The following is a 15,878-nucleotide window of genomic DNA, read 5'->3' as shown; positions in this document are numbered from 1 at the left end:
GCGGCACTGGCGAAAACTCAATGGCATTCCCCGCTTGGCTCAGGTTATCGAGGGAGTCGTGTTCAAGGACGGAGTTCGGGAAGACGCCGAGAAAATCGCCGCCTGAGTCCGCCCCGTACACAAAATTTGACCATTACTCGTGACGGTGCCGCCGGTACCTGCAACGGAAGTCCAAAAAAGGGTTGCAAGATCACTACACGGCTGGAACTAAGAACCCCGACGGCTATCTAGTAGTTTATGGAAAGCTGGAGAATATGCCCGCTCAAACAAGAGCCATAGGCCTAGGGCGTTTGGGGAAGTAGCGGGTTGTAATCGTGGCAACATTGCCTCTGTCGGAAATATTTTTCCACAGCCTGATTGTCACGATTGAAACAATGGCGATCAACTCTCCGATTCGATTTTTCGGGTTTCGATGAGACTACTGCAGGAAAAGAAAGCTATGGCTGGGCGCTCCGATGTCGAGCGGATCTATCCCCGCATGGTGGAGTTGCGCAGATTGCTGCACCGCTATCCCGAGTTGGCTTTCGAGGAAGTGCACACGGCTCGCATGATCATGGAAGAACTCGATCGTCTCGGTATTCCCTACGAATACGGCGGCGTCGGCGGCGGTATCGTGGCCCGGCTAAAGGGCAAGCCGGGCGGTGCTACCGTGGCGTTGCGGGCCGAGATGGATGGTTTGCCGGGCGATGAGAGCACCGGCTTGCCGTTTGCTTCCCTGAATCCTGGGAAAATGCACGCCTGCGGCCATGACGGACACATGGCGATGGTGCTCGGAGCGGCGACCCTGCTCAAGAATGATCCGCCGCCGGGAACCGTTTTGCTGGTTTTCCAACCGGCCGAAGAACGCGGCGGCGGCTCGCGGGTCATCATTCGTTCAGGTGCGCTCTCGGGCGTCAGCGCGATCTTCGGTGGGCACGTGACCGGGCATTACCCGGTCGGCGAGATCATGGTCGCTCCCGGCGTGATTACGGCTCAGTCGGATGGTTTCCGCATCCAAATCCAGGGACGCGGCGGGCATGGGGCGAGACCTCACGAGGCCGTGGATGCGGTCGTGGTCGCCGGGCTGTTGATCATGGCGGTACAAACTCTAGTGTCCAGGGAAGTGAACCCGGTATATCCGTCGGTGATCACCATTGGTCAGGTCAGCGCCGGCAGCGCGCCCAACGTCATCGCCGAAACGGCAACCCTCCGCGGCTCGATTCGTACCACCCTCCCGGAGGTGCGGAAACACCTCATCAAGGGTCTGGAGCGCATGGCCAAGGGTATCGGAGAACTCCACAACGCCCAGGTGGAGGTGGCCATCAACGAGGGCTATCCGCCCGTGGTGAATACGCTCGCCGAATCGGAAATCGCGCGGCGGGCAGCCGAGAACATCGTCGGCGAACAGGGCCTCGCGTTCATGGATTATCCCAGCATGGGATCCGAAGACTTCGCCTACTATCTTCGGGAAATCCCGGGCTGTTACGTGCGATTCGGGGCACGCCGAGGGGGGTGGGAACACATCCCCTTACACAGTCCCGCCTTCGATTTCGACGAGGAGGTCTTGAAGATCGGGGCGGCATTCTTCGACCGGGTGGCTCGGGATGCCATCGAGGCGTATGCATAATGAAGAGCTAGAATTCGTCGGTTCGAAATATCCCACCTTGGGAATCGAAATCGAATTTCAGTTGCTCGATCCGGAAACGTTTGATTTGGCCGACGGCATACTTCCCCTGCTGCAGAGCTATCCGGAAGAACCCTGCATCAAGCCGGAATTTACGCAGTCCACGGTGGAGATCAATTCCCATGTGTGCGCCGATATCGAAGAACTGCGATCGGATATTACCAGCCTGGTCAAGGAGCTGAAGCGCCGCTGCGAAGGATTGCATCTCGCGCTTTGCGGCGCCGGCACCCATCCCTTTTCACTGCGTCCCGCCGCCGTGACGCCCTTGCCACGCTATATCGAGATGGAGCGGCGGATGGTCTACCTGGCGCACACGCTGAAGACTTACGCTCTCCAGGTCCACGTCGGCATGCCGTCCGGCGATGCCGCGGTCGTCGTCATGAGCTTGCTCAAGCCGTATCTGCCCATCCTCCTGGCGCTCTCGGCCAGTTCTCCATTCTGGCAGGGCCAGGATACCGGTTTTGCATCATTCCGGCAGCGCGTCTTGGCGGCGATGCGGGACTACGGCCTACCGCCGAGCTTTACGTCCTGGCGCCACTTTGCCGAATGCTTCGAAAACCTCCGGGCGGCGGGCGCCGCCCACGTCATACGAGACTTCCATTGGGATATCCGGCCGAGTCCTCACTATGGCACACTGGAAGTTCGGGTAATGGATGTCCAGCCGACCTTGAAGGAAACCTTCATGCTGGCCGCTCTGATTCAGACCCTGCTGGTATACCTGCAACGATCTTGGCAGCAGAACGAACCCGTTTATCCCTCGATGCTTCAACATTGGTGGGCGCAAAAGGAAAACTGTTTCCGAGCGTCCCATCTTGGCGTGGAGGCGGAAATCATCGTCGATGACATGGGCCATATCCGGCCCATCAAGACGCTTACGCGCGATTTATTGGCGAGCTTGGCGGAAACGGCCGAAGACCTGAAGACCGCAGACTGGCTCGGTCAACTCGAGGCTCGCCTCGACGTTGGGGGCAGTTACCTCCGTCAGCAAACAGTCTTTGCCAAAACGCGATCTCTGCAAAAAGTGGCGGCGAGCCTGGTCGGAGAATTGGAAGCGGAACTGATCGAATAGTGATGCTCACACCGGTTCCTGTCACTCTCGCCGCTTCGATCAGCTTGGAAAGTCCGCTGCCGATTGGAAAGAATACAGATAGTCCCATCAGCCCCTGAGTTTGCCACCGCCTCGCCCAGTTGGACACACTTAGCGCCGCGATCCCCAGAATCGCGGTGATCGCCTTCGGTCAGAGGACTTATCCATCGGCCAGGCATGGATCGCAAGGCATCTGGATGCAAAACCCCAAGTTTTTCCAACACGGCTCAAATCGATTTCGCCAACGTGCTTATCCCTGATGTTCGGTCGCATCGGACCACGCCAAAGCGGCCAACGTTGGTCAAATTTGACAATGAATCGGCAAAAGGCTTTTATGGTGGCGGACGCTGCTTGGCCCGTAATTGGAGTTGAATAAATCAGAAATCTAACAATCGAGTGGCCCGATGAGTGCGCGTTTGGCTTCTGGCCAAAACGATAGAGCGCATCTAGCAACAATGTCATTCTGTTCTTAAGTCAGGTCTCGACGCTTCCCTTTCATCGGCGGTAGCAAACATAAGCAACAAGGGCTACCTGAAAACCGGCGTTTTCGGCCACACCGAGACCTTACGGACACATACGCCAAAATAATAAAGCTTAGGAGGACCCCATGAAGAAACTGACCTCTTCCATTCGCGCTATATTGGGCTGCGGAGCGGCCACGGCCATCCTCACTACGCTGATTTCCTGCACGGAATCCGAACCAGGCGGCAAGCCGCCCGAGAAACAAACCCGCAGTTGGGCGGACGAGCGCTCGGAGCGGGAAAAACTTCAGACGACATATTTAAACGATTCCACCGTTAGCCGAATTTCGACCGACGACACGGCTCGCACGCCCTGGTATAGCAACCATTTAGGATACGAATGGTTCAAGGCTTACCCGCTCAGCGTCAACGGCATACCCTACGTGTTCCTGCGCGCCCTGGTCGAAACCTACCCGGAGATCTGGAAAGGCGAGGGGTCACTGGGCAACCTGGGATTCGGTCCCTATCCGGACGACTACGATCCGGCAACGGGCAAGCTGCTTCCTCCGGAACAGCGCCACCCCCTGCCTTACGGGCTTTTCACCGTCCAGGACACTACGGTTCCGGAGGACAAGCGCACGGACAACGTCTTCTTTTCGTGCGGGGCCTGCCATACGGGAAGGGTGTACGTCAAAGACCGAGTCGAGTACCTCATCGGTGCACCCAATACCGAAATCGACGCGCAGGCCTATGCGGAACTCCTCTATCGGACCGGCAAGAAGCTCATCAAGGTCGACAGTCCCGATCCGAGCCAGGTTAAAGCCGATCCGGATCAAATCGCCAAGATCGCGTCTTTCCTCAAGGCCAAGGCCGAAACGGACCCCGCTTGGTTCTACGGCGGACGGACGCCCGAGGACCGGTCGGCCAGCGCCGAGCGCGCCAAGGTTCAGGTAGCGCGCGTCTTGGCCAATCTGCCGGGCGCCGTAGGAGGACTGATCGCTTCGGCCAAGAAGACGGAACTGATGTATCTGGCTCTGACCTCGAAGCTTTCCTATACCGAGAAGGACGGACAGAAGGCACCGGGGGTATTCGGCCCACGTCCAGGCCGCATGGACGCCTTCGGCATCGCCTCCGGATTGGTCGCGCTGCATGCCAAACGGGAAGGTTTCTTTGCGCGCCTACCCGACGATCATCCGTTCTTTGCGGGCTTGGAAAGCCTACCCCGCGAGGAGCGCCTCAAGCAAGCCGGCCAGCGACTGTTCACGACCGCGCCCGGGTGGATGCCCCACGATCCGGGGGCATCCGATATCAAGAGCCTGTGGTTCTCCCGCGACCATGCGTACGCCAACTGGGACGCGAACCAGGCCGCCGAGGCTCGGGTGATCGCCTCGGGGGTCTCCTCGGGAGGCGATCCGTCCAAAGTGGATGTCCGCATCCATGAAGCGATGAACCCCTTCATCGACAATCTGCCGCCCACCCCCTACCCCTTTGCGGTCGATCTCGACCTGGCGACGAAAGGCAAGCCGCTGTTCGAGGAAAAATGCGCGTCCGCCTGCCACCATGCTCGCAACGAGAAAGTCTACAACGTGGGCAGCGACATGAATCGGGCGACGCAGATCACGCCGACGGCGCGCCTGGGGTTACTGGAGCTGACCCGTGAGGCCTGCGAACTGTACGTGGAAAACGGCGGCAGCGACTGGTGCCGGCCGAAGCGGGGCAGCCGGTCCGCCGATGACGAAGCCTACTTCGGCACGCCGCGCGGCGACAAGTCGGGCTATAAGGCCGATGTTCTTTACGGCATTTGGGCTCAGGCGCCTTATCTCCACAACGGTTCGGTGCCGACCCTGTGGCATCTCTTCCGTCCCGCGGAGCGGCCGGCGAAATTCGTCCGCGGCAACATCAAGTACGACGAAGCGAAGGTCGGCTTCGTTTGGGACAAGGCGCCGCAGCTCGACGAATACGGCCCCGGCGATACGGTGCACTTCGCCGAGCATGACACGACGCTCCGTGGCAATTCGAACACCGGCCATACCTATGGCAGCGAATGGTCGGATGACCAAGTCCGCGCCGTCATCGAGTACATGAAAACACTATAAGGACAGGAGGACGCATGGCCGGATTGAACTGGACGACGATGCGGGAGCAGCTCTATGGACAGGGTTGCAAGCTCATCGGGCTGATCAAGGCGGTCCTGGAAAATAAGCCTAAGCCGAGCAAGCCGGGGCCGGAAAAGGAGCCGGCTCCACCGCCGACCACCACCAGCTTTTTGCGCGAAGTGGCGATCGCCGAAGAAGGGACTCCCCTGCCGTCTCCGCCGCCACCGATGCCGAATCCGGATGACTCGAAATACGCTGGCGATCCCGGCGCCTACGAGAAGGACAAGCAGGCGGCGGAAGCCGCGGCCGCCGCTTTCGCGGCGGCGGCCAAGACGCGCGGCGGCGCGGTCGCGCAGGTGATTTCCAAATGGCTGGCGACCAAACCCTATGAAATGTTCCAGGAACTTCTGGCGCAACCGAGGGACGTCATGCCGATCTTCAAGCCGGCTGTCGGTCCCGTGATCGTCATGCGGCATGCGGAGGTCATCCGCTGTCTGGAACGCACCGACCTCTTCACCGTGGACCCTTACGCGGCGGAGATGGCGCGCGCCACGGACGACAAGGCCAAACACCCGGAAGCTTACTCCCATTTCATGCTCGGCACCGACCGGGACGATCTCTACCGGCTGGACGACGTGATACTGCGGCGCGCCGTATCACGGTCCGACGAGGAGACGCTCTCGCGCCTGACGCGCGACGAGGCCGAACGCTGGACACGTCGGGCGCAAACCGAGGGTCTCGGCGAAATCGACGTGGTCCCGACGCTCGCGAAGTTCGTGCCGCTTCGGATCGTCGGCGATTATCTAGGGGTCCACTACTACGAACACGGAACGCCTTCCGCCCTGCCAGGGTTTCGGGGCGGCGACCGCTTTCCGCTGGACGACGACCTGCAAGCGGTCTTCTCGTTTAGCAAGATTAAGGAAGGCATCGTGCCCACGGCAGATGACCTGTTCGTCTGGGTCAAGGACGCGTTCCGCAACATCTTCAACAACTTCAGCCCGGCGCATCCCTTGTTCGCCGAGTTCCGCGAACGCGGGGTGATCGCGACCGAGTATCTCAGCGCCTACGTGTTCGCCTTGATTAAGCACAACAAGGAACGGCTGCGGCAAGGCGATACGGTTCCCGATACTATGCTGACGCGGCTTCTGCGGATGCAGCTCGAGCTTGACCGGGACGGCGAGACATTGACGGACGAACTTGCCGCCCGCCTCAGTGCCCCTTTGCCAAAAGACGAACTAGCCAGACGCCTTTCGGATTCGATGATCCGGTCCAACGTGTTCGGCACGGCGGTCGGCGCGGTGGTGAATCCCCAGGAAGCGACCGCCCGGATCCTGGATTCCATGCTCCGTCTGAAGGACGGCGAGTACGAGGTGCTGAATGGTTCCAGCTACGAGCAAGCCTTACGTTGGGCGAGCGTCGAGCCGGATAGCCCGGACTACGCCGAACGCCTGGAAGGACTCCGCAAATACGCCTTGGAAGCCTTACGTCTACAGCCGCAGGGCGAAGTCCTGTTACGACTGTGCGTGAAGGATAACGCGGAACTCGGCGGCGTTCCCATCCGCAAGGGAACCCTCGTGTTCGCAGCCTATGCCGCGGCGATGCGGGATCCCGAGGCGGTGCCGAATCCTTTGGCCTTCGACGTTACCCGGGACGAACGGCTAGTCCCTTACTTGGGCGATCGCGAACGCGTTCAAGAAGCGCCGCAAAGCCTGGTTTATCTGCAGCACGGCTACGGACGGCACAAATGCCTGGGACGCTATGCCTCGGAGATCACCATGCGCGAATCGCTGCGCGCCATGCTGCGACTCGGAGTGCTGGAACGCCGTAGCGCACTCGAGATGGATGAGCAGAATTTGTATGCGATGGGCCTCAAGATCGGCTTCCATTGATGGACTCGGAGGCGGGCGCGTCACGCCCGCCCTTTCCCGGACTACGAGTCCGCGTTCGTTCAGATCATCCTGCCCCTATCCGGCTTCGCTCTGGCCTAGCCAGCGAAGAGTGTCTTCGAGCGTCTGCTGCAGCGGGCGCGGATTCCAACCGAGTTCTTCGCGCGCACGGGCCGTGTCATACCAAGCGTAGCGGCCCAGGATCTGGAGCACGCTGCGGCTGAGAGGGAACGGCTTTCGGGCCAAGGCGTAACCGGCCTGAAGCATCGTAACCAGAACGTAGGCCGCCCAAATCGGCAGTCGCCACCGAGGTGGCCGCACGCCGGCGATAGCGGCGGCTTGCCCCAAGAGCTCGTCCACCATCACGTTGTGGCCATTGAGCAGATAGCGCTGACCGGGACGACCGCGTTCGGCGGCTAACAGCATGCCCTCCGCGAAATCGCGAACGTCCAGGCAACCGAAGCCGACCGGAACAGTGAAGGGAAGCTTGCCGGCGCTGACGGCTTTGAGAAGCTTGTTGGCGGGCGCCCCGACGTAATCCTCCGGCCCCATGGTAAAGGAGGGATTGACGGCAACGACCGACATCTTCTGGCTCGACCGTGCAAGCGCCTCCTCTTCGGCCTGCCGCCGGCTCGCCGCATACGGGAGATCCAGGCGGTGCAGGGTCCAATCCGCCGTTTCGTTAAGCGGTTGCGACTCGCGGCTGACGCCCACGGCGAGCGCGCTGCTGGTCACGACGACGCGCGCAACGCCCGAATCTAAGGCCACATCCAATAGATTGCGCGTTCCGACCACATTCACTTGCTGCATGCGCGTCTCTTGGCCTCCACCGATGCTTACCAGAAAGGCCAAGTGGAAAATCGTGTCCACCCCATCGCAAGCGGCACGCAAGGAAGCCGCGTCCTCGACCGTGCCCCGGACGATGTCCACATTCAAATCCCGCAAAGCGGACGGATCGGCATCTTGCGGTATCAGCGCACGCGGCCGGATACCGCGTTCGTTTAGGCGCTTGGTGACATGGTAGCCGAGAAAGCTGGTTGGCCCTGTAACCAAAACCTTGTTCTGGGAAGTCAGTATCTCGTTCATGGCGATCACAACCTCTTTATTATTAGTGGGATTGCGGGAACGAACAGGTATGTCGGAAAGGCTGCGCCGCTGGGGGGAGATGGAAACTCAAAGTCCATCGAAAAACATTCAGGATGTGGAAAGCCGTGAGATCCCAAGAATCCAACGTTTCCTAAATCTCCCCCCGCTTTCCACATCTCCCTCCGGTTTACGGCTTGTCCGTAGCGCAACGGATATCATGTTCCGCGCAATTGCGCAACGGCAAGGAATTTCAAGACGATAATCGTATGGAAAAGGCTTCACAAAGAGCTCTGGTTCGACACACCATGGCTTGAGCCCCTTTGTGCGCGAGTCAACTTCAACCCATTCAACCTCATCGATTGACAACGTCTCGGCGCGAGCGCATTGTCCGCTCAAAAATGGGTTTGGATTTCTTATCCCTTCCGTTTGTCCGAAGGCAGCTTTAAAACCTGCCATTACCGCCCAACGCGCAGCGGAATCGTGGCGATAAATTAGGCCGAGGAAGAGTTCTATCGAGGGGCTAGTATGAAACGGATTGTCATTTGCTTCGATGGCACATGGAACAAACCCGCCGACGAAAGCTTGCCCGCTGACCAGCAGATCGAGACCAATGTTTGCCGGTTTTACAAATCGATCAAAGACACCGCGGCGGATGGCATCCGGCAAGTCAAATGGTATGACGAGGGCGTCGGCACGAAATGGTATGACCGCTTTATCGGCGGCGCCATGGGGGTGGGACTGGAGAAAAATATCCTGGACGGTTACAAGTTTCTCGCCAAGGAATATCAGGAAGGCGACGAGGTTTATATTCTCGGCTTCAGCCGTGGCGCCTATACCGCCAGGAGTTTGGCCGGGCTCATTCGCAATTGCGGTCTGGTGAAAAACAAGCAGCTCACGCTGCGCACGGCCATGGCCTATGGAATCTATCGCACCAGAGACGACGGCCCCGATTCTTCGACGGCTCTGGAGTTCAAAGCGAAGTTTTCTCGGGAAATCAAAATTAAGTTTCTCGGCGTTTGGGATACAGTCGGAGCCCTGGGTATCCCGCTGGATACTTTGCAGCGCCTGAACATGCATTTTTATGAATTTCACGACACGAGATTGAGCCATATCGTCGAAAACGCTTATCACGCCGTTGCGATCGACGAACATCGAATAGATTACGATGCGTGCCTATGGACGCCCGACGTGAAGCCCGAACAAAACCTGGAACAGCGCTGGTTTGTCGGCGCGCACAGCGATATCGGCGGAGGATATCGAGATCGGCGCCTGTCTGACGTGACGCTGCGTTGGATTCAAGACAAAGCCATGGCGGCGGATCTGGCGATTACTCCGATCAACGTGCGGGGCGATAACTATTTGGGCGTGTTTACCGACTCTTATATGCAATTCCTCAACGGAATTTATGCCAGGAACAATCCGCGTCATTATCGCGCCATAGGTTCGGTCGAGTTCGGCAATGAAATCGTCGATGACTCGGTGCAGAGACGGCGCAAAGAGGACCGCGATTACAAGCCGCGGAACAATGGCTTGCCGCCGCTGCAGTGAAGCTCCAGCAAGCTGGTGACAAAGTCGATAGCCATAAGGTCTCATAATGCTTGAGGATCAGACTCATGAAAAAGTGGATTGCCATTGGCCTTGCGCTGCTGATCGTCGTCTGGTGGATCGCCGCGGCGCCCAGACCTGAAATTCGGTGCTGCGTCGCCGAGTCGGTCGCCTTCGACCCGTCTACCGCAGCGGCGATCGCGGCGGTTGAGCATTCCGCCGACTTCGCCACTAGTCTGGAACATTTTCGGTCCGATCTGCCAGGTTACGACGATGTCGTGTTCCTCGAAGGCGGAACCACGGTACTAGTCACGGCGACGGACGGAAAAATCTGGAGCGTAGATCTCGCCACGCACGCGGCTCAACCCTTAGTGGATGCGCCTTTGATGGCCTTCGGCATACACGAAGCGCCCGGCGATCCGAACCATGTTTATTTTTGCTCCTCCCATGCCTATGGCGAGCCATTTCCGGGAGAAGCTGTCGGACTTTACCGCCTCGCGCTCGACACCCGGAAAATCGAGCCTATCGTTCTCGAGGTACCGGCAACTCTGATTGATCCCGATCACCCAATCGTCTATGCCGACGACGATCCCAAGGCCCCCGAGTTGCGGCGCGATGGCAGCGGGGCGGAGCATCATCGCCCGCTGGTGGTATGCGACAACCTGGAAGTCTCCGAGGATGGACGGCGCATCTACTTCTCCGAACCGTTCTCGTACAAAGACACTTCGCTAGACGATGCGGTGGACGAAGCCATTGCGCTTCCCCCCAATGGGCGCCTATGGCGGCACGACCTGGATAGCGGGACCACCCGCCTCATCGCGGAGGGCTTCCACTTCGTCAACGGCGTACTCTACGACCTGCACCCGGGCCAGCCGCGAGAGGAATCGGTCTTGGTCACCCAGACCTCTCTTTTCCGCCTGGCTCGTTTCTATCTCCGAGGCCCGAAGGCGGGCAGCTACGAAGTGGTGCTCGACGGACTTACCGGCATGGACGACGGCATGGACCGGGACGCTTCGGGGCGTATCTGGCTCGCCATGTTCACGGAGAGAAGCCCCGTTCTGACCTGGGCCCACGCAAATGCGTGGATCAAGCCGCTGCTCCTGCGGCTGCCGCCCCAACTGCTGCTGCGCCAGACGCAGCGCACCGGTGTGATCGTCGTGAGTCCTGACGGAAGCAAGCCTCTCTATGCGGCTATGTATAAGGGCCCTAGGCTTGCCTCCGTAGCCTCCGCCGTGCCCGCGGAGGATGGTATCTATTTGGCCAATGAATCTCTGGGTGAATTCGATCGTGAGCAGAGCGGGATCGTGCGTTTGAAATGGCCGCAACAACTGCAATGATCGGATTACCTCCCGAAATTCTCTTCGATGATTCGTTGCCTCAGATCGGAGATGATAGATAAAACCGCCGCCGAGCACTTCGGCCTTATCGGCCCGCTATATACGTATGTCGAACCGATAAATGGTGATGGATCGATATGTCTCGTCCGGTACGAGGACGGTCGAAGGGAAATCGGGCTCATTGAGCGAATTGGGAAAATGCTGCGTCTCCAAGCAGAACCCGTGATGTTTTGCGTACACTTCCCCACGCTTTCCGCGAATGCTCCCATCCAAGAAATTCCCTGAGTAGAACTGAATGCCCGGCTGTGTCGTCAAGACGGTCAGTACACGCCCGCTGGCCGGCTCATACACTTCAGCGGCCAACGAGCGAGCAGCCCGATCTTTGCGAAGGACCCAGGTGTGGTCATAACCGCCGTGGGCGAAACGTAATTGCTCATCGTCCGCGTCGATCCGGGCTCCTATTGCCGTAGGCAGGGTAAAGTCCATCGGAGTCCCTTGGACGGAGCGCTGGGCTCCGGTCGGAATGAGGGTAGCGTCGACGGGAAGAAAGTGGTCCGCAGCGAGAAGGAGGACATGGTCAAGAATTGCGCCGGTCCCGGCAAGATTGAAGTACGTGTGATTGGTCAGATTAACCACGGTCGGCCGGTCTGTCGTTGCGGTGTAATCGATCCGGAGTTCGTTCCGATCCGTTAGCGTGTAAATAACCGTGACGTGGAGATTGCCCGGATAGCCCTCTTCACCGTCGCGGCTGAGATGACTGAATTCGACTTGCGCTCCTTGGGAAGAGATTTTCGGACACGCACTCCAGATCGCCTTGTCGAAGCCTTTCCACCCGCCGTGGAGGTGGTTGGGACCGTTGTTCTGAGCCAGGTGGTAGGTCGCGCCGTGCAGTTCAAAGATGCCATGGGCAATCCGGTTGGCGTACCGGCCAATCAGGCTCCCGAAATAGGGGTGCCCGGCAAGATAGGGCGGCAGGCTGTCAAAACCAAGAACTACATCGGCCACCGCGCCGTAGCGGTCCGGGGTCCGCAGGGAGACGAGCGTCCCGCCATAGCTCATGACCCGTGCTTCGAGTCCCCCCTGATTGGTGAGAGCAAATAGGTCGATGGGAGTACCATCGGGCATCGTACCGAATGTCTGTTGGGTAACATGCATATTCAACAGGTCTTGAAGCAATACTGGCCTGCGCTGTCTTTTTCCCGGCGAATTCCTAAATTAGGCAAACCCTTTGCTGCGGAATCTCCTATTACTCGATCGCCCACGCGCGTTCTCAAACATAACCTCATCGCCGTGTCGGCGAATTCACCAATATTCGACTCGGGCGTTTTCGCGCGAGTTTCCCATACGGTTGCTTTTTGACGAGTTTTTTAAGAGCGCGCTCGCCTTTTACGGGAATGCGTCATTTGCCACAGAACCTGCGCCAAATGACGCACTACAGCGGATGCAGGAGACGTCGACCCTCCCAGCGCTTATCCGATGATTGGCGCTTTTCATGCGCAATATGAGCCGTTGGCATTGATCGTGCTGACGTTCGGGGGTGCTCGGATGCTTTGAACCTGGGAACAACAACAATGACTCAACTCGATAGCACATATTTATCCAACCTCGTCGACTACGGCGTCATCGGCTTGTTGCTACTGGCCAGTCTATGGGCCGTGGGGATCGCTTTCGAGCGCTGGTTCTTTTATCGGCGCGTCGATTTCAGCGTGTACCCCAGCAGCGCGGCCCTAGAGACCGAGCTGACCCGCCATTTGACGGTGATCGGCACGGTGGCAGCCAATGCCCCTTACATCGGGCTGTTGGGCACCGTCATGGGGATCATGCTCACCTTCCATAACATGGGCATCGACAAAAGCATGGACGTGCACAGCATCATGATCGGTTTGAGCATGGCCTTGAAAGCGACCGCCATGGGTTTGGTGGTGGCGATTCCCTGCGTGGTGCTCAACAACGTACTGCGGCGCCGCATCAAGGAGCTGGTTACTGCCTACGAGGTGCGCCTTGGATCGTGATATCGACCAGATCAACGTCATCCCGCTGGTCGATGTGATGCTGGTGTTGCTGGTGATCATTCTGACCACGGCTACGTTTATCGTCACCGGTCAGGTTCCGGTGGATTTGGCGGAGGCCAAGCAGGCGGAAGAACCGAATCACGACGATCCGGTGCTGATGACCTTGAAAGCCGACGGCAGTTTGTTCCTTGGGGAAACGCCGATCCCGGTGGAGAGCCTGGGCGATGCCTTGAGCACCTACCCGAAGGAGCGGCTGATCGTCCTGCGGGCCGACCGCGCCATCGTGCTGGAGAAGTTCGTGCAGGTGGTGGACGGGATCAAGAGCAACGGCTTCCCCCATGTCAGCCTGGAAGTCGAACGCGCCGAGCCCGCCTCATGACGCCTCTGCAGCGGCATCTGAATGGATTCGGGCTGTCGCTGCTGGCGCACGGCTCGCTGATGGGGATGGTCCTTTGGCTGTGGCAGAGCCAGCCGCCAAAGCCTGAACCGGAACCCATACGGTGGGAAATCAGCCTGTTCAGCCCGGCACCGGCCCCGCTAGCGGACGCGACCCCACCGCCCCAACCCGAAGTGGCCCCGCCGCCGCCTAAACCGGCACCTCCCAAACCGAAGGCCAAGCCGAAACCCAAGCCCAAACCGAAGCTCATTGAGCGATCGGAGCCCAAGCCCGTGACCCGCTATTTGGCTGCGGAGACGGTCGAGGAGCAGGCGGCACCGCCGGAACCGCCCGCCGCGGCACCGATGCCGACGACCGTGGCCACTACCGGGCCTTTGACCGGTCTCGCCAGCAACTCTCAGCCGGTTCAGCCGGATCCCAAACCCGATTTCGACTGGCTGCGCCGATATCTGGCGGACAAGATCCGGAAGAACAAGCACTATCCTGGCGAAGCGCGCCGCAACGGCTGGGAGGGGCAAGTCTTGATCCGAGCGGTGATCGGCGGCAACGGAAGCCTGCTCACGGCCGACATCGTGCGAAGCTCCGGCCATACGACTCTCGATGAGGAAGCGCTCGCCACCCTGCGCCGCGTCACACCGGTGCCAGTGTCCCAGGCCCATGGCTGGACCCAGGTGGCGGTGACCATCCCCTTCGACTACCGGCTGCAGCGCTGAGAAGGCGGGCATACCGCCTGCCGTATCGCCTGCGGCACTTTCCGCCGCATGGCATCGAGTGTCTCATCGATTCGTTGCCTTCATAAACCGGGCGCGGTTTTCCAGCAAAAGGCGCTTTCCCGTCACGCAAAAATGTATCCTTAGGGGAAAAAGATGAAACCCAGGCGTAGGCGACACGAACGCGACCCGGCCCTACATCCGGGAACGCCGGCCCTCCCACCGTTCCCATCAGCGCGCTATTTCCAGGTTCATTTCGAACAGCTCTATCAGTTGATACACGAGCTTGGAGAAAAACTTGACGCGACTAATCGCGAACTGGCCCTGCTGCGGACACAATCGGGGATGAAGGTCGAGCAATCCAAAACCGCAGCGGAGGAGTCCATTCCCCCGCGCTGGTCCCGAAAACATCAACGATAAACGCCGATCTTCCCGAACACGGGGAAACTGCAAGATGAGTTTGATGACTGTCAATCACAGTGCTGTCTCGAGGCCACCGACCGAGAATCGTGCCGTTGAGCGTCGAGACGGCACGTCTTCGATGATTTTGCCAATCTCGGATGCGCCCCACGCCCCCCCCCCTGCTTCTCCGTCCAGCATCACGAACGTTCGCTGACGGCCGAGACCGCATACCGCCCCGAGGTATAGGACCAATCGAGATTGCCGCGCATCCACGAACATAGAACGGAAACAAAACGCTGAACGTCGGAATCGATCCCGGCGCCGAACATGGGCAATTGCTCTTTCACGGCAATAAAATTTCGTACTTCTCTATTCGTCAGCTCCGCAGCTTGTTGGATAGCCTCTTGAAGGGAGAGCCGCTGATGATGCTGGAACGTCACCACCAGGTTATGAACGTCATTGTGTTGGACCTCCTTGGCGAATGAAATGATGTCATTAGACCAACAGACGACGTTATTCGCCATCCGAATCAGACTCTGCAGAATTTCGTGTTTACGCACGTGGAGCGGCAAGTTTATGTTTTCCACGACATCGATCAACTCGATGTCGGTATAAAGCCCTCCGGTAAACGGGCGCATCGTTACATACGTTGTCGGGTCGGGCGTGATTGCCGAGGCACGGTTTTGAGCTTCCCAAACCGAGGACTCGAAATATTCGATGACACTGAGAATAAACCGGCACATCCAAGCGTCGCTCGCCGTTTGTCGCAGTCTAGAGCAAAGATTGTGCAGCGCACGGGCAAGGGGCAGGTCCGTTTCGCTGGGTTCACGGCCGGTAAGAATTTCCGTCAACCGCTCATGGAAATGAGCGAGTTTATCGGGACTTCGTCCGAAACCAGACTCATCGCATTGATCGTCGCGAATAAACAGCCAGGTGTTCCAATCCGAGACGATCTTAAGCCCCTCGGAAGAAGCATCGGGATACGCGCGGGCTGCCAGCCAGCTGAACTTGGACGCCTCCAGCCGCTGCCATTCAAGGTCGTCGGAAACAAGGTTGAAACGCTTTATCCATGCCAAGGTATGACCGTTAGCTGCCTCGGCATGAGGATTAAGGCGTGAGGGAAAAGGACAGTAAAATTCGGGCAGCGTGATCGTTTTCATAGAAAAATAATAGTTTAAAAACTGTGATCGGATGAC

At 58.8% G+C, this 15,878-nt stretch carries 12 protein-coding genes; 9 read left to right on the top strand and 3 right to left on the bottom strand.

What is annotated here, in order from left to right; translation table 11 throughout:
* The first annotated feature begins 439 nt into the window (after nt 1-439).
* The 4 genes from VEB01_RS00975 to VEB01_RS00960 all read left to right on the top strand — a co-directional run bounded on the left by VEB01_RS00975 (nt 440) and on the right by VEB01_RS00960 (nt 7,196).
* Complete coding sequence (locus VEB01_RS00975; protein WP_324872237.1) at nt 440-1,606, top strand: M20 metallopeptidase family protein; 1,167 nt, start codon at nt 440-442, stop codon at nt 1,604-1,606.
* Entirely contained in the window at nt 1,599-2,732 is a 1,134-nt protein-coding gene (locus VEB01_RS00970; RefSeq protein ID WP_324872236.1) for a carboxylate-amine ligase, read from the top strand. Before VEB01_RS00975 ends, VEB01_RS00970 begins: the two co-directional genes overlap by 8 nt.
* A gap of 625 nt (nt 2,733-3,357) precedes the next feature.
* The gene (locus tag VEB01_RS00965; protein ID WP_324872235.1) at nt 3,358-5,307 is read left to right on the top strand and encodes a c-type cytochrome; all 1,950 of its coding nucleotides are present in this window, start codon (nt 3,358-3,360) and stop codon (nt 5,305-5,307) included.
* A gap of 14 nt (nt 5,308-5,321) precedes the next feature.
* Nucleotides 5,322-7,196: a cytochrome P450 gene (locus VEB01_RS00960; RefSeq protein ID WP_324872234.1), complete on the top strand. Its 1,875-nt coding sequence runs from the start codon at nt 5,322-5,324 to the stop codon at nt 7,194-7,196.
* Between the two features lie 75 nt (nt 7,197-7,271).
* On the opposite strand, the gene VEB01_RS00955 is transcribed toward VEB01_RS00960, so the two are convergent.
* Complete coding sequence (locus tag VEB01_RS00955; RefSeq protein ID WP_324872233.1) at nt 7,272-8,279, bottom strand: NAD-dependent epimerase/dehydratase family protein; 1,008 nt, start codon at nt 8,277-8,279, stop codon at nt 7,272-7,274.
* A 525-nt stretch (nt 8,280-8,804) separates the two neighbouring features.
* Between VEB01_RS00955 and VEB01_RS00950 the strand changes: the two genes are divergently transcribed.
* Both VEB01_RS00950 and VEB01_RS00945 read left to right on the top strand, forming a co-directional pair.
* Complete coding sequence (locus tag VEB01_RS00950; RefSeq protein ID WP_324872232.1) at nt 8,805-9,827, top strand: DUF2235 domain-containing protein; 1,023 nt, start codon at nt 8,805-8,807, stop codon at nt 9,825-9,827.
* A gap of 65 nt (nt 9,828-9,892) precedes the next feature.
* Nucleotides 9,893-11,161 (top strand): SMP-30/gluconolactonase/LRE family protein, encoded by a 1,269-nt coding sequence (locus VEB01_RS00945; protein WP_324872231.1) that lies wholly within the window; start codon nt 9,893-9,895, stop codon nt 11,159-11,161.
* 96 nt (nt 11,162-11,257) lie between these two features.
* On the opposite strand, the gene VEB01_RS00940 is transcribed toward VEB01_RS00945, so the two are convergent.
* Nucleotides 11,258-12,316 (bottom strand): aldose epimerase family protein, encoded by a 1,059-nt coding sequence (locus VEB01_RS00940; protein ID WP_324872230.1) that lies wholly within the window; start codon nt 12,314-12,316, stop codon nt 11,258-11,260.
* A 416-nt stretch (nt 12,317-12,732) separates the two neighbouring features.
* On the opposite strand from VEB01_RS00940, the gene exbB reads away from it, so the two are divergent.
* Genes exbB through VEB01_RS00925 form a run of 3 tightly spaced genes read left to right on the top strand, consistent with a single transcriptional unit; the run spans nt 12,733 to nt 14,283 of the window.
* A complete protein-coding gene (gene exbB / locus VEB01_RS00935; RefSeq protein ID WP_324872229.1) occupies nt 12,733-13,173 on the top strand; it encodes a TonB-system energizer ExbB in 441 nt (146 codons plus the stop codon).
* Entirely contained in the window at nt 13,163-13,552 is a 390-nt protein-coding gene (locus VEB01_RS00930) for an ExbD/TolR family protein (RefSeq protein ID WP_324872228.1), read from the top strand. The genes exbB and VEB01_RS00930 overlap by 11 nt, the downstream gene beginning before the upstream one ends.
* Nucleotides 13,549-14,283 (top strand): energy transducer TonB, encoded by a 735-nt coding sequence (locus tag VEB01_RS00925; RefSeq protein WP_324872227.1) that lies wholly within the window; start codon nt 13,549-13,551, stop codon nt 14,281-14,283. Before VEB01_RS00930 ends, VEB01_RS00925 begins: the two co-directional genes overlap by 4 nt.
* Nucleotides 14,284-14,879: 596 nt before the next feature.
* Here VEB01_RS00925 and VEB01_RS00920 read toward each other — a convergent pair.
* Nucleotides 14,880-15,842, bottom strand: coding sequence for a terpene synthase family protein (locus tag VEB01_RS00920; protein ID WP_324872226.1), 963 nt, complete (start codon nt 15,840-15,842; stop codon nt 14,880-14,882).
* Nucleotides 15,843-15,878: the final 36 nt, after the last annotated feature.

The organism is Methylocaldum sp. (assembly GCF_035627495.1).
Taxonomy (GTDB): domain Bacteria; phylum Pseudomonadota; class Gammaproteobacteria; order Methylococcales; family Methylococcaceae; genus Methylocaldum.
This window is presented reverse-complemented; position numbering and strand designations above follow the sequence as displayed.

Coding starts and splice junctions, on each gene's coding strand:
- VEB01_RS00975 (WP_324872237.1), top strand. CDS start 440: ATGGCTGGGCGCTCCGATGTCGAGCGGATCTATCCCCGCATGGTGGAG.
- VEB01_RS00970 (WP_324872236.1), top strand. CDS start 1,599: ATGCATAATGAAGAGCTAGAATTCGTCGGTTCGAAATATCCCACCTTG.
- VEB01_RS00965 (WP_324872235.1), top strand. CDS start 3,358: ATGAAGAAACTGACCTCTTCCATTCGCGCTATATTGGGCTGCGGAGCG.
- VEB01_RS00960 (WP_324872234.1), top strand. CDS start 5,322: ATGGCCGGATTGAACTGGACGACGATGCGGGAGCAGCTCTATGGACAG.
- VEB01_RS00955 (WP_324872233.1), bottom strand. CDS start 8,279: ATGAACGAGATACTGACTTCCCAGAACAAGGTTTTGGTTACAGGGCCA.
- VEB01_RS00950 (WP_324872232.1), top strand. CDS start 8,805: ATGAAACGGATTGTCATTTGCTTCGATGGCACATGGAACAAACCCGCC.
- VEB01_RS00945 (WP_324872231.1), top strand. CDS start 9,893: ATGAAAAAGTGGATTGCCATTGGCCTTGCGCTGCTGATCGTCGTCTGG.
- VEB01_RS00940 (WP_324872230.1), bottom strand. CDS start 12,316: ATGCATGTTACCCAACAGACATTCGGTACGATGCCCGATGGTACTCCC.
- exbB (WP_324872229.1), top strand. CDS start 12,733: ATGACTCAACTCGATAGCACATATTTATCCAACCTCGTCGACTACGGC.
- VEB01_RS00925 (WP_324872227.1), top strand. CDS start 13,549: ATGACGCCTCTGCAGCGGCATCTGAATGGATTCGGGCTGTCGCTGCTG.
- VEB01_RS00920 (WP_324872226.1), bottom strand. CDS start 15,842: ATGAAAACGATCACGCTGCCCGAATTTTACTGTCCTTTTCCCTCACGC.